Raw genomic sequence first — 14,486 nt, forward strand, 5'->3', positions numbered from 1 at the left:
ATAAATACAACATTGTCCTGCGTTAGGACATAGGAATTGGGATGGTGCTATGAACGATAGGAATTTGACTTTTATAGATTTATTTGCAGGTGCTGGCGGTCTTTCAGAGGGTTTTGTTTCCAATGGAGGATTTATTCCTGTTGCTCACGTTGAAATGAACCCACACGCTTCTATGACATTAAAAACAAGAACTTGTTATTATTATTTAAGAGAAAACAATAGACTAGATGAATACAGAAGTTATCAGCGCGGTGAAACCACTCGTGATGAGCTTTTTGAACGAATGCCAAATGGTATGCTTGATACAGTAATTAACAGAGAAATATCTGATGTGACAACAGGTGAAATATTCGCTTCCATAGATGAGATACTAGAAAACGCTGATATTCATAATATTGATGTTATTATTGGAGGTCCGCCATGTCAGGCATACTCATTAATAGGGCGAGCAAAAGACCCAGATAACATGAGAAATGACCCAAGAAATTTTCTTTATAGGCAGTATATTAGATTTTTAAATCGATATAGACCACGCATGTTTATATTTGAGAATGTACCAGGTATTTTGACTGCAAATAATGGGGCAACATTTGAAAATATTATAAGAGAGTTTAATGAGGCGGGATATACTGTTGATCACCGAATTTTGGATGCTGCTAATTTTGGTGTATTACAACATAGAAAAAGAGTAATAATTATCGGTTGGCAAGCTGATCTAGAAATAACATATCCGGAGTTTAGAATTACTGAGGTGCAGGCTACGGTTAACGATATTTTAAGTGATCTGATAGGGCTTGAAAGAGCAACTGAGAACAATGTCTATATTGCAGAGCCAACTGACTATTTGAGGGGGAGCGGTATTAGAACTGATGATGATATTTTGACTCATCATACATGTCGTTTCCATAACCCAAGAGATATTGAAATATATAGACGAGTAATTACTGCCTGGAATGAAGAGCATAGAAGGTTGAGATATACTGATTTACCGGAAGAATTGTGTACACATAAGAATAGGAATGCATTTTTAGATAGATATAAGGTGGTTGCGGATGATATTCAGTGCTCTCATACTATGGTTGCACATATCTCTAAAGATGGACATTATTTTATCCACCCAGATGTTACACAGTGCAGGTCTTTATCTGTTAGAGAAGCTGCGAGAGTACAATCCTTCCCAGACAATTATTACTTTGAGGGTCCAAGAGCAGCTAAGTTTGTTCAAATAGGTAATGCAGTACCCCCGTTGATGGCTAAAGGATTAGCACGAGGGATTAGAAATATTTTAGAAAATATTTAAAGAAGGAGCTGTAAAATGCAAAACTTGCTTATCCAAGAATATGGACAAATTAAAAGAACTGAATTACAACACAATCCATACTATTGTTTAAGTGGGTCTGATATTGATATTAACCCTCATCAAATAGAGGCATTTTGTGTTGCCGTTGCATCTCTAAAGTCAGGTGGAGTGATACTTGCTGATGAAGTTGGACTTGGAAAAACTATTGAAGCGGGCTTGGTAATAAAATATGTTTTGCATGCAGGTGCTAAAAGAATACTTCTAATAATGCCTTCTAATCTAAGAAAACAATGGCAAATTGAATTAGAAGAAAAATTTGATATTAACACTATTGTTGTAGATAGCTTTAATATTGATGAATACTATGAGCAAGTAGGCAAAGATAATAAAAAGCCAGTTGTCGTTATTTGCTCATATACATATGCTTCTATGAAGGCAGAATTATTTAGTAAAACCGACTGGGATTTTGTAGTGTTCGATGAGGCGCATAAACTAAGAAATGTACATAAATCGGGAGTTAAAACTGCAAAAAAAATATATGAAATTACCAAAGGAATCCCAAAGATAATGTTAACTGCAACACCGTTGCAGAATAACTTGCTTGACCTTTATGGACTGGTATATTTCATTGACGAAAAAATCTTTTTTGACAAGAGACTTTTTGCAAAGAAATATATTAAAACAAAAGAATTTATTGAACTAAAAACGCATATAAAGCCAGTATTACAAAGGACTCTCAGAAAAGATGTTGCTGATTATATTTCGTTCAAACAGAGAGTTTGTATTACGGTAGATTTTAAACTGTCTCCTAAAGAGGCAGCTTTGTATGTTATGGTAAATGAATATCTAAAGAAAGATATTATTTATGCTATTCCATCATCAAACAGAAGCTTGATAACAGTTGTAATTCGTAAGCTGCTTGCTTCATCAAGTCATGCGGTGGCTGCTACTTTTGAAGTTTTAAAGGACAGGCTCACTGCATTGAAAGAGAGTACTCGACTTGAAAGTGTAGAAAAAGGATTAGATTATTTCTTTGATTTTTTAGATGATGACTATGAGGATGAAGAAAATGCATTAAAACAAACAGAGCTTTATGACAGAGATAAGGTAAATGAATTTATTCAGCATGAAATTAATGTTGTTGATGACATAATAAAACTTGCAACAAGTATAACTACAAATGCAAAGGCTAATGCGCTTATGAATGCACTAGTTACTGCTTTTGAGAAACAAAGAGAATTAGGCATAAATGAAAAGGCAGTAGTATTTACCGAATCAATCAGAACACAGGAATTTCTTTACAATGAACTAATAAATAAAGGTTATGCAGGTGAGGTGCTTCTATTTAATGGGAATCCAACAGATAAGAAGACAACTGAGATATACAAAGCATGGAAAGCTAGGAATTATGGTAAAGCCTTTGGCAGTAGAAACGTCGAAACGAAGCATGCAATTGTGGATTACTTTAAGAATAATTGTAAAGTTCTGTTGGTGACGGATGCTGGATCAGAAGGTCTTAACCTCCAGTTCTGCAACTCAGTAATTAATTATGATCTACCTTGGAATCCACAAAAAATTGAGCAACGAATAGGCAGATGTCACCGTTATGGGCAAGTGAATGACACAATTGTTATCAACTTACTTAATACCGAAAATGTGGCAGACAAGAGAGTATATGAGATACTCTCAGAAAAGTTCGAGCTATTTGAAGGTGTATTTGGTGCCTCAGATCAAGCATTAGGATTATTGGAATCAGGAATGGATTTTGAAAAAAGAATAATGCAGATATATCAGAAATGTAATAGTATTGGTGAGTTCAATAAAGAATTTAAAGCATTAGAGAAAGAGTTTGAACGTAAAAGAAATGTTAAATTCCAAGAACTTAAGACTTTATTAACAGATGATGAAGCAATACACTCTAGTAGTTTTAAAAATACTCTTTCTGAAGTGCTGGTGTACTTGGAAGAGCTAAAAAAATGGAAAGAAGTACAACCACCTGTGAAAGGTTTGAAATATCCAGCAGCCTTCGAGGTAAGTATTGAAAATAAAACTAAATACGGATTAAATCATGGCTATATTTTTATGGGAGCATTATATAATAATCAGAATTTTATTTTGCCGTTTTTATATGTTTATGATGAAAAGGGCAATAAGATAGATTTAAGCGAGGGTCAAATTGTTGAAATGCTAGAGAAGATAAATGAAGGAAATATCAAATCTATTTCGATAGCTAATAATGATTTGGTTAAGTGTGGGGATAGCATTTATAGCGAACTGATGATTAAACATTTTGGACGTAATAAAACAGCTATTGATTACAACAAACAGAAAATTGAGAATTGGACTCTTCTCCGAAAAGACTATTTTAACCTTGAGATTGCTGAGCTCGAGAAAGGAATATCTGTGTTAAAGGATCAAGCGTTTGCAACTAAGAACTTCAAGGAAAAGATTGACTTCAAAAAGCAAGCTGAAGCAAAGGAAAAAGAACGAGATGAAATGATAATCAAATTTCATCAATCTTTAGCAAAAATTGATGAAGAAGCAAGTCAGTTAATTAATGATTTTGAAAAGCAATTTGAAATAGATCCTGTACTATTTGCAAAAGTAGTCGTGAAATTTTAGGAGGATAAATGAATGAAAAAGCAAGGGAAATTGGAGCTAACTTGGGTTGGCAAATATGAAGAAAAAATAGTTGAGCCGCGAATTTTGGTTGAAGATAAATCGAAATCCTATGGCGAACAAAATTCGGAAAACATGCTTATTCATGGAGATAACTTAATTGCACTAAAAGCATTAGAACAAGATTACGCTAGTAAAATCAAATGTATTTATATTGATCCGCCATATAACACTGGTTCTGCTTTTGAACATTATTCAGATGGGCTAGAACACTCAGAATGGCTATGCATGATGAAACCAAGGATGGAGATTTTGCATAATTTACTAAGTGATGATGGGAGTATATGGATCACTCTGGATGATAACGAAGCATTTAGATTTAAAATATTGGCTGATGAGATTTTCGGAGAAAGTAATTTTGTTGCTACTATAATATGGAATTCTAGAAAATCTAAACAAAACGATACATTGATTAGTTTGTCACATAACTATATTTTTGTTTATGCAAAAGATAAGACTAAGGTAGTAATAAATAAAATGTCGGTGGATGTAGAGAAGTTTTCAAACCCAGATAACGATCCTCGAGGTCCGTGGGTTGCAGACCCTTTCGATGCGCCACAAGTAAGAACTAATTTAAGCTATGCTATAGAAAATCCTAATACCAAAACAATTTATAATCCTCCACAAGGAAGACATTGGAGAACAACGCAAGATGAATATTTAAAACTACTAAAGGATACGGAAAATCTATGCAACCCTGCAACACCCCAAAAAGAATAGACGCCATAATTGACGTCTTTCGCTTGGGGCTAAGTTTCGTTACAGCCCCCCATTTTAATCAATTTCTATAGTATATTTTACTACTTGACAGCGTTTGTATTTCCCTTTGTTCAACCCTTTACTCCGTTAGAAGCGGCCTGATATTGTTTCGGATAATTAGTCTTATAACAGGTTAATTAATTCAATTAAATGTAGACGAAAGCCAATGTCAAACCTACAGCGGCAATTAAAATAAATAACCCCCAATAAAGTTTATTGAATCGGTTCTTTGTGAGTTGGATCATCACCCAAAAGAGTGCGAAACCTCCAATGCTCTTGATTAACAATGGAAGGCTAAAATCAACAAGTGTCCAAACATAGCATCCTGTTAATACTGCGAAGCCAAAGACAACATACATGATTTTACGGAGTTTTGTTTTTAGGTTTTGGTCATCACTAAAAGTAGCGATAAAAAATAAGACCAGGAGCACACATGCAGCCAGAAAATGCCAGGGAGTATGATTCATTATTTCTATAGGACCTAAAGCTATCAAAGAAAATCCCTCCTAGAATATAATTATGATTTATTATAAGGTGATTTATGTTTCTAATACTGTTAAGTATTTAACAATTAATAAAAAAATTTGAAAAGTTGAATTTCCATACCTAAAAATCAGAGAAGTAGCTGCTTGACCCTATTATTTAAATATGTGCGTACTAAGACAAGGGTCATCTTTTAATATGTAATATCTGTTAGTGCGGTCGACTATTTTGGCTTCTTTTAACTCATTAAGGGCCTGAATGACCATTACCCGTGAAGAACCAATCATATCAGCTAATTCCTGCTGCGTAATTATTAAATCGATCATTGTCGCGTTTGGCAGCTTTTTCCCATATTGGTTGGCAAGGTTATAAAATAGACCTAATAATCTTTCTTTTACAGTTCGTCTAGTTTCCTTATCTGAATTCATATTGGCATAACGCTTTTGCCCAAGGTAATCAATTATCCTTAAGGCAAAAGAAGGATCTTTCTTAATTAACATTTCAAATTGCATTTTACTAAAGCAACAGATGCAAGCCTCTTCCATGGCTAACGCGCTAGAACATTCCTTTTGTTCTTGATATAGCGACAACTCACCTAGTACCTCACCGGGACCACAGATATCCAGAATTGTTTCATGTCCATCTTCAGCACTTTGCACAAGTTTAAGTTTTCCTGATTTCACAAGAAATATAGTACTTGTAATATCCCCTTGATAAAAAAGATAGTGTCCTTTGGACAGCCGTTTTTTATTTGTACATTGACACAAGTTTGTAATCTGTTCTTTTTCCAGACCCCGAAACAGATCCAATTCTTCTAGGCAGATGAGGCAACGTTTCATGCAATTCCCCCTATGTTTATAAAGAAAACCTAAATTCCACGTGTGTTTTTTATTAGCTTCAAAAATCACTATTTCACGAAGAATTTAGACTGCTTCTCACACATTGTAACATTATTTACAACCACCTTTCAATCATTTTTGATAAATCATTGATTTCATCTTTGCTGCAATGATACTTAATAAACTCTGCAAGTTATCCACAGAGCAACACTCAATTTTATTGATGATATTCTTATTATACCAGACATTTTTCATACACTCCCTTGTACGGATAGTTTTCCGACAACTTCATGATTACATATCTTGCGGTTTTGATTATTTTTGCTGCAAGAAATACATACTTCAAACGAAAGGTCTTTATTTGCTGTCTGTATTCTGAAGAGTCCAAGGAATCAAACTTGAACAACAAAAATAGGTTATATGAAAGCATCATCATTTGAAACACGGCTTCATTCGCCCAAAATGACTTTAGCAAGAGATGACCCACCGCCATGTCGTATTTGGCTTCTTTGATATAGTTTTCAGCATTACCACGCTTTTCATAGTATATAACTACTTTTTCAGAAAGCAAGGTAGTATTTGTTACAAAGAAAAAGTAGTCGTATTCGGAACCTTCTAAAAGTGATAATTGTGCTCTTTCTTTTTCTGGTTTCAGTACGCGAGATACGACAAATCTTCTGTCTTTTTCCCATTTAACTAATTTTGTATACAGTTCTGTAGTTTCTCTACCTTCTTCTCCTTTAACGAATACAATTGATGAATTCGTTGCTTGTGAGGTGAGTGTAGAATAACTTTTGGCTTTAATTAAATATTTGCATCCAAGAGATTCTATCGTTTCGATAATTTTTTCATCAAAGTAGCCACTATCCATTCGAAATAAAATTTCTAAATCGTCTGATTTGATGTTAGCAACAATTTCTTTGATCATTTCCGCAGCACCGTTTGCAGTGTAAGTATTGCCACTTCTTACAAATCCGGTAACATATGCTTTTAATTCGTCGCAAAATGCAAATTGGATATTGTAGCATCGGTTTCCCAGTTTCTTAGGATTATATCCTTTTGACGCACCTTCTTGATGACCTTCTACGTTAATTACACTACTATCAATATCAATCGTAATGGATGTCAATTTACTTTTAGTGAGCAGTTTTTTAAAGACTTTAAAATTAATGTCTCTAAACATTTGGGTTGTCTTGAAGTTGAAGTTTCCTAGAAACCGTGACACTGTTTCAGGTTCTTTTACGGAAATATCAAACTCGTTGACGAGGGGATCATTTTGAAGTAGCTTTAGACGTTCTAACTTATCAATGCCAATGAAGTGACCGCAGAGCATGGTCTTTATATGATTCATCTTGATTTTATTTGTTGAGTCATTATCAAATACGAGGTCATTTTCAATAAAATCAAAAATCCCATTGCTTTTTGCATTCTCAAGGAGCAGAAAAAGACCTGCATTTGATGTTAGATTCTTAGCTTTGAAATCAATTTTATTAATCATAATTAGAACCCCTTTTTACTACTTTTCTTACTATTATTTTACCATATATCGAGTCATAAAAGCTGATAATTTAACATATTTTTGAGCACTTTTCTTTCACCCAATGGGTGAAAGCTGAATTTCGAAGGAACGCATATTTATCAAGGCTTTGATTATGCTTTTTGAAGTACTGACGTAGAATCTAGGGATAATAAGATTGTGTTTGGGAAAAATGGAACTTCAAAACCTCAACAAAAAAGATTTTTATCAGAGGCAAAAGGGATAACTGTTGGAACTTTGTGGGATGATGTTGGAACAGCAACAGAAGCAACAAAAGAAATTCAAAAGTTATTTAATAGGGAGCAGAATTTTGACACACCAAAGCCTGAGAGACTAATTGAACGAGTAATATCTCTTGCCACAGAAGAAGGAGATATTGTACTTGATAGCTTTTTAGGAAGTGGAACAACAGTAGCTGTTGCTCATAAAATGAACAGAAAATGGATTGGAATAGAATTGGGGCAACACTGTTATACACATGTAATTCCTAGACTAAATGTAGTAATAGATGGTGAACAGGGTGGAATATCAAAACTGGTAAATTGGAATGGTGGAGGAGGGTTCAAGTTCTATGAACTTGCAGAATCATTACTTGTTAAAAACGAGAGATTACCAATATACCAAATTAATCCTTCCTATACTTTCGAAATGATGGTTGAAGCAATTTGCAAACTAGAAGGGTTTAAATATAAGCCAGTGGGGGAGTATCATGGAACTTCTTCTGAAAATAGGTTTATCCATGTAACAAACGAATTTGTAAATAGCAGTTATATTATTTCTGTAACTAAGAATCTAGACAAAAAGCAGTCTTTGTTAATATATTGTACTAAAAAGCAATCGGCTATGATTTTGCCAGAAAATGTTGAAATAAAGAAAATACCAAAAGATTTGCTTGCTAAATGCAACTTTGAAAGTGAGGGTTTATAATGAGTATCGTTAGTAAAATTAACTGGGCAATGAGCTTGAGGGAACCACAATTAGAAGCTCTCACATACTTAGATGCAATCAGTTCTAGGTTGGAGTATAAGACATGTACAAAAGAAGAAGCAGAGAAAATTGCCAAAGAAAATTGTGAAAATAATCGTAATATTAAGATTGATAGTGACTTAAACTTTCCATCATTCTGTTTTGAAATGGCAACTGGTATTGGTAAAACAAGATTAATGGGAGCAAATATTTATTATTTATATAAAACGAAGGGTTATAAGCACTTCTTTATATTAGCTCCAGGCAATACTATTTATGATAAGTTGCGAAAAGAAACCATGCCCCATCATCCGAAATATATGTTTAAAGGTTTAGAGGCTGAAATGGGTAGACCTAAAATATATGATGGCGAAAACTATTTAAACTATCCGGCTAAATATATACAGCAAGAGCTTCATGTTGAAAAAACATCGGAGATACAAATTTTTATATTTAATATTGGTAAAATCTTTCAACGTGGTGATGTGCAATTCAAGTTTCATGAGTTTGAAGAAAACTTAGGTGGATCATTTGCAGAAGTGTTAAAGAGCTTTGACGATTTAGTAATCTGCATGGATGAAGCTCACAGATATTATGCACCTGCGTCAAAGAAGGCGATTGACTATTTGAACCCAATTTTAGGTTTAGAGTTTACGGCAACACCTAAACCTGAAAATAAAAATATTATTTATAGCTTTGATTTGGCTAAGGGTGCTGGAAAATACTTAAAAATACCAGTTGTAATGGGTAGAACCAATACAGCAGGTTTCAGTGCTGCAGATATTGAAGAAATGAAAATGAAAGATGGAATTAAGCTTCATGAGCAACGGAAGGCAGTAGTCTATAAATACTGTGTGGAAAATAATCTACCACAAGTCAAGCCCATAGTATTAATATCTTGTAAAGATACGACTCATGCAAAAGAAGTGAGAGATGCCATTGATTCGGATGAGTTCTTTGACGGACGTTATAAAGGTAAAGTTATAGAGATCCATTCAGGAACATCAGGGGTAGAATCTGATGATAATATTAGAAAACTATTAACGATAGAGGATAATACAAACCCTATTGAAATAGTTTTACACGTCTATAAATTAAAAGAGGGCTGGGACGTAAATAATCTATTTACAATTGTTCCACTGAATGCAGCCAAAAGTGAGATATTAGCGTTGCAAACGATAGGCCGTGGGCTTCGTTTACCTTTTGGTCAAATAACTGGACAGGATGAATTGGATACGCTTGACATTGTTGCACACGATCACTACAGAGAACTCATTGATGATGTGAAATCTAATCCGATATTTAAGACCCGAGATTTGGATGAGAACGATGTTCCTCAAAACAAATCTGTTGATATTGTCTCTGAATTTAATGACGGCCAAATGGCTCTTTTTGCACAAACGGTAGAGTATACTGCGATAAAATCATTTCAAGATATTAATGACCTTAAAATCCAAGAGGAACTTTATAAAGGCTACTTAAAAGCATATGCCAAAGAACTAAAACCGGTCAAGGATGATAAAGAGGTTGATCAGATGTCTATATTTGATCTTGAATCGTTTGCAAACAACACAGCAACTGTAGAAGATAATGTTCAAACAACAGAAAATGATGTACCAAATACCAAGCATAAGCCAAGGTTACCAGTAATGAAGAAAGACGAGTTTATAGACAAAATTAAAAAAGTGGCACAACGTTCAGTGAGTGTTCCAAGAATTAGTATAGGCTATAGCTCTACGATTGATTTCAAGCCTGTAGCAATCAAAAGAAACATTGTAGATTTTGATACAGCTTCTTCATTTATAGAAAGGTACGACGTTATTAATGATAAGCTTTTAATGTCGATTGAAGCTGTAACACTGGAAACACCAGATCCTGTTAATGAGCTTGCTTGTATGCTGCTGGATTCTATCGATGAATTTGATTCTAATGATGCTGAGTACATTATTGATGTTGTTGAACAGTACATCAATCTTATAGAGGGCAGTTTTGAAGATAAAAAGAAAATTGTAAGACGCTATGCAACTGTAATTATTGAAGATATCAGAAAACAAGTATATGCTGCTAAAGAAGAACACACTGAGTTCATCTATAATGTTGAAAAAGATTTAATACTGTTTGGGAAGTTTGTAAAAAATGTTAAGCCAGATGGAAAAGTAGATTTCAAGAAAGAGATTGCTGATAAAAAGAATATTAGACAATATCTTTATACCGGATATAAAAAGTCATATTATCCTGATAACGGCTTTGATAGTGATGATGAACGCAAGCTCTCTGTAATATTGGAAGAAGATCAAGAAGTATTAAGATGGATCAAACCACCGCTTAATCAAATGGGATTATTCTACAAGGCGGGGCACCAGTATAATCCTGATTTTATTGTAGAGACAGCTGATTCAAAATATTTAGTTGAAGTTAAGGCAAGCAATATGACCAAGGATGAAGATGTTTTAGATAAAGCAAAATCAGCGATTAAGTGGTGTGAATGTGCTACCGGTGTAGATGCTGATAAAAAAGAATGGAAATTCAGGCTCATTTCAGGTCAAAACATTGCCATTGGTAACAACTTTAAATATACTATGGGAATGAGTGAGAATTTGGAGGGGCTGGCAAATGAGTGATTTTATTTATGCTAAGGTTAGGGAAGAAATGCTTAACGCTTTAAATACAGATCTTATAGGTCCGAGCGAAGTGGAGGAAATGCTTGATGAATCTCCATTAAGCACATATATTACTGGAATGCTATACCCACTAAAGAGTCAATTGCCGAGTGATTTTGAACTTGAAAACAATGACTTTATCAGTGATACAATAACTGATGAGAGTGAGACTGCGGATGAAGAGTATGAAGATAAGGTGGTTGCAAAATTCAAGCAGCAGTCTTCTATTGGCTTAAGTTTTTATGTTATAGAAGAATTGGCGAAATTTGAAGTCAAAGCTAAATGGGGTGAATACTGCAAAGATAAAGTTGAACAAGAAGAAGACGTTGAAAGCGGAAAAAAGAAAAGCAAAAAAACTGTGTATATACGTGAGCAAAAAACAGAGTCAATAGTTGTTGACTTGAAAGGCTTTGATAAGACACATGATATACCATTAGTAACTGACGCCTTGGTGAAAATTCGGGTTATCCAGTTCAAACTGAAAAACAATATTAAATTGGTATCGGTTTATCTATATAACGGCAAACAGTCTAGTCAAGATAGAGATTTTGAAAATGTAATGTTTCAAGCTGAAATATCTGTCAAGGCTACTGATGAGAGTGATATTTTCTTGCCTGAACATAAGTGTCGTGAAAAGGAAATATCAGATGAGTTCTACTATGAGAAAAGACCTATTTACTCCAGAGGGCATGGTTGTGCAGTAAGTTGGCAGAGGGCAGATAGTGATAAGGCGTATGAGATTACGACGGAATTTATTCCTACGCATGAAATTAATGGCGTAAGTCCTGAATTGGAAAGCTTTGGAGAGAAATACTTTTCAATGAGGTTCATGTCGAGACCTTCTAACAAAGTCGAAACAATAGCAAAATTAAGAGCTTTGAGCGATGAATATGCTCATTGGATTGGTGACTTAAATAAAAATGATAAAATGCAAGATTCTACATTTGCTAAAAAAGGCGAACCGATTATTGATGAATGCCAGAAGGCTTATAATAGGATAACACAGGGCATAGACTTACTTGAAATTAATGATGACGTTTTTAAGGCATTTTGCTTTATGAATCAAGCGATGTATTTACAACGAAGTATCTCGCAATTTGCAAGTAAACATGGAAAAGGAATAGATTGTAGCCTTGGAGATTTTAGTAAAGAAGATCATAGCACATGGAGACCGTTCCAAATTGCATTTATTCTACTAAACATCGCAAGTAGTGCTAATCCACTTGATACTTATAGAGATAATGTAGATCTATTATATTTTCCAACTGGTGGAGGTAAAACAGAAGCTTATTTAGGGTTAATTGCTTTTGTTATTGGATATAGAAGATTAACTGCATCAAGTGAAACTGAGTATGAAAAAGATGGTGGAGTTACAGTATTCTTAAGGTATACTCTACGCTTATTGACCACGCAACAACGTGATAGATTAACTAAAATGATTTGTGCAGCAGAAATAATTCGCAGTAAAAACCCTGAGATCTATGGTAAAGAAAGAATTTCTATAGGTTTTTGGGTAGGCGGTGGGGTCACACCTAATAACTTTAAAGAATTGGATGATACTGAAAAAGGTCCTCAAGCTATAAATAAACTTACAAAACAAATTATAGTATGCCCAATGTGTGGAACTGCAATAAAAAAAGACAATTATGATATAGATACCGACAAGTGTGAAGTTAAAATTCATTGTCCAGATTCGAAATGTCTTTTTTATAAATTTAATAGCGTAACAATACCAGTATATCTGATTGATGAGGAAATATATCGAAAATGCCCTACTGTTATTATTTCAACTGTTGATAAATTCGCAAGGTTGCCATGGGATGAAAAAATGGGATTACTTTTTGGTAAATCAGATAGGTACTGTGAACGACATGGTTATATAGCAGTAGGAGAGGATCATAAAGGTAAACACAACAAAAAGAAAGTATTGCCCGCAACACAAACAGTTGGAGCAAAATCTTTCTACCCACCAGAATTAATTGTACAAGATGAGTTGCACTTAATAACCGGTCCACTTGGAACAATTTATGGTGCTTATGAGACAGTTATTGAGGATTTATGTTCAGTATATAAGAATGGGAAGAAGATACTTCCCAAATATATAGTATCGACAGCTACAATTAAGAATGCAGATGCACAAATTAGATGTTTATATGGGCGTGACAATTTTTCACAATTCCCTCCTAGTGGATTTGATATTAGTGATAGCTATTTTATTAAAGAAATTCCACTTGAGGTAAAGCCATTTAGAAAATATTGTGGCATTTGTGCTACTGGCAAATCCATGAAAACAACAATTTTAAGAGTTTACTCAGTTCTACTACAACAAGCATTAGAACTATCAAAAATCGACGCGTACAAAGATTATGTAGATCCATACCATACCTTGATTGGATACTTTAACAGTATTCGAGAGCTCGGCGGCACGGTTAGATTATTACAGGATGACATTCCAGCCAGAATCAAACGTATTGTTAAAAAATATGGATATGGATCAACTAGATATTTGAATAGAACAAAAGAAATAACTTCTCGTGTATCCTCCTATCAGATTGCTGAACTACTTGAAAAGCTAACACTAGACTTGAATGATAAGGAATGTTTAGACGTTGCTATTGCAACAAATATGATAGCGGTGGGAATGGATGTTGATAGATTAGGGCTAATGTCAGTTATGGGTCAACCAAAGCAAAATTCTGAATACATACAGGCAACTAGCCGTATTGGTAGAAAGTATCCTGGACTTGTGGTAACAATTTATAATCCATATAGACCAAGAGACTTATCTCATTATGAAAACTTTAAAGGGTTCCATTCGCATATGTACAGATATGTTGAAGGTACTACTGCAACACCTTTCTCGGCTCGTGCAAGAGATAGGGTTCTTCATGCTTTGCTGGTATCACTTTTGAGATTGAAAAACGGGGAACTGGCTATTAATGAAGGTGCAAGTAGAATTGATGACACGGCAGATACAGTTCTACAAGAAGCAAAAAAAATAATTTTGCAAAGAGTTGCAGTTGTTGCTTCAAAAGCTAATGATGATACTCTCAGAGAAATGGATATTTTTATTGATGAATGGAAACATCTTAGCAATGGCGATAAAAAGCTGTATTACTATGTTAAAAATACAGAAAAATTCAATAGACTGTTGAACTATTATAACGAGTTCTGTACACCAAAAGAAAAACCAACACTTAACTCAATGAGGGAAGTAGAAAGCACATCAGCATTATATTATTACACAGAGGGGGCTCAATAGG

The 14,486-nt window shown here is 34.3% G+C and carries 9 protein-coding genes; 6 read left to right on the top strand and 3 right to left on the bottom strand.

Annotated elements, in window-relative coordinates; all coding sequences use genetic code 11:
• Nucleotides 1-49 precede the first annotated feature (49 nt).
• Genes DESLBE_RS18380 through DESLBE_RS18390 form a run of 3 tightly spaced genes read left to right on the top strand, consistent with a single transcriptional unit; the run spans nucleotide 50 to nucleotide 4,699 of the window.
• Nucleotides 50-1,300, top strand: coding sequence for a DNA cytosine methyltransferase (locus DESLBE_RS18380; RefSeq protein WP_144677828.1), 1,251 nt, complete (start codon nucleotides 50-52; stop codon nucleotides 1,298-1,300).
• A 15-nt stretch (nucleotides 1,301-1,315) separates the two neighbouring features.
• Nucleotides 1,316-3,922 (top strand): DISARM system SNF2-like helicase DrmD, encoded by a 2,607-nt coding sequence (gene drmD, locus DESLBE_RS18385; RefSeq protein WP_144677829.1) that lies wholly within the window; start codon nucleotides 1,316-1,318, stop codon nucleotides 3,920-3,922.
• Between the two features lie 12 nt (nucleotides 3,923-3,934).
• Nucleotides 3,935-4,699, top strand: a complete 765-nt coding sequence (locus DESLBE_RS18390; RefSeq protein WP_144677830.1) for a site-specific DNA-methyltransferase — start codon at nucleotides 3,935-3,937, stop codon at nucleotides 4,697-4,699.
• A 185-nt stretch (nucleotides 4,700-4,884) separates the two neighbouring features.
• Here DESLBE_RS18390 and DESLBE_RS18395 read toward each other — a convergent pair whose 3' ends face one another.
• The 3 genes from DESLBE_RS18395 to DESLBE_RS18405 form a co-directional block, all read right to left on the bottom strand.
• Nucleotides 4,885-5,232 (bottom strand): hypothetical protein, encoded by a 348-nt coding sequence (locus DESLBE_RS18395; RefSeq protein ID WP_015262315.1) that lies wholly within the window; start codon nucleotides 5,230-5,232, stop codon nucleotides 4,885-4,887.
• 144 nt (nucleotides 5,233-5,376) lie between these two features.
• Entirely contained in the window at nucleotides 5,377-6,060 is a 684-nt protein-coding gene (locus tag DESLBE_RS18400; RefSeq protein ID WP_015262316.1) for a Crp/Fnr family transcriptional regulator, read from the bottom strand.
• 235 nt (nucleotides 6,061-6,295) lie between these two features.
• Nucleotides 6,296-7,558: an IS1380-like element ISEcp1 family transposase gene (locus tag DESLBE_RS18405; protein ID WP_000608644.1), complete on the bottom strand. Its 1,263-nt coding sequence runs from the start codon at nucleotides 7,556-7,558 to the stop codon at nucleotides 6,296-6,298.
• Nucleotides 7,559-7,756: 198 nt separating this feature from the next.
• Here DESLBE_RS18405 and DESLBE_RS18415 point away from each other — a divergent pair, with 198 nt between their 5' ends.
• From DESLBE_RS18415 to drmA, 3 genes are read left to right on the top strand one after another with little or no spacing between them, the layout of a single operon-like run.
• Nucleotides 7,757-8,524 (top strand): site-specific DNA-methyltransferase, encoded by a 768-nt coding sequence (locus DESLBE_RS18415; protein ID WP_243131345.1) that lies wholly within the window; start codon nucleotides 7,757-7,759, stop codon nucleotides 8,522-8,524.
• On the top strand, nucleotides 8,524-11,184 hold the full coding sequence (locus DESLBE_RS18420) for a DEAD/DEAH box helicase family protein (RefSeq protein WP_144677832.1): 2,661 nt from the start codon (nucleotides 8,524-8,526) through the stop codon (nucleotides 11,182-11,184). The genes DESLBE_RS18415 and DESLBE_RS18420 overlap by 1 nt, the downstream gene beginning before the upstream one ends.
• The gene (gene drmA / locus DESLBE_RS18425; protein WP_144677833.1) at nucleotides 11,177-14,485 is read left to right on the top strand and encodes a DISARM system helicase DrmA; all 3,309 of its coding nucleotides are present in this window, start codon (nucleotides 11,177-11,179) and stop codon (nucleotides 14,483-14,485) included. Before DESLBE_RS18420 ends, drmA begins: the two co-directional genes overlap by 8 nt.
• The last annotated feature ends 1 nt before the right edge of the window (nucleotide 14,486 follow it).

The sequence above is a fragment of the Desulfitobacterium sp. LBE genome (genome assembly GCF_007830365.1).
Taxonomy (GTDB): domain Bacteria; phylum Bacillota; class Desulfitobacteriia; order Desulfitobacteriales; family Desulfitobacteriaceae; genus Desulfitobacterium; species Desulfitobacterium hafniense.

Excerpts from the sequence above, each read along its gene's own strand:
- DESLBE_RS18380 (WP_144677828.1), top strand. The coding sequence starts at position 50 with ATGAACGATAGGAATTTGACTTTTATAGATTTATTTGCAGGTGCTGGC.
- drmD (WP_144677829.1), top strand. The coding sequence starts at position 1,316 with ATGCAAAACTTGCTTATCCAAGAATATGGACAAATTAAAAGAACTGAA.
- DESLBE_RS18390 (WP_144677830.1), top strand. The coding sequence starts at position 3,935 with ATGAAAAAGCAAGGGAAATTGGAGCTAACTTGGGTTGGCAAATATGAA.
- DESLBE_RS18400 (WP_015262316.1), bottom strand. The coding sequence starts at position 6,060 with ATGAAACGTTGCCTCATCTGCCTAGAAGAATTGGATCTGTTTCGGGGT.
- DESLBE_RS18405 (WP_000608644.1), bottom strand. The coding sequence starts at position 7,558 with ATGATTAATAAAATTGATTTCAAAGCTAAGAATCTAACATCAAATGCA.
- DESLBE_RS18420 (WP_144677832.1), top strand. The coding sequence starts at position 8,524 with ATGAGTATCGTTAGTAAAATTAACTGGGCAATGAGCTTGAGGGAACCA.
- drmA (WP_144677833.1), top strand. The coding sequence starts at position 11,177 with ATGAGTGATTTTATTTATGCTAAGGTTAGGGAAGAAATGCTTAACGCT.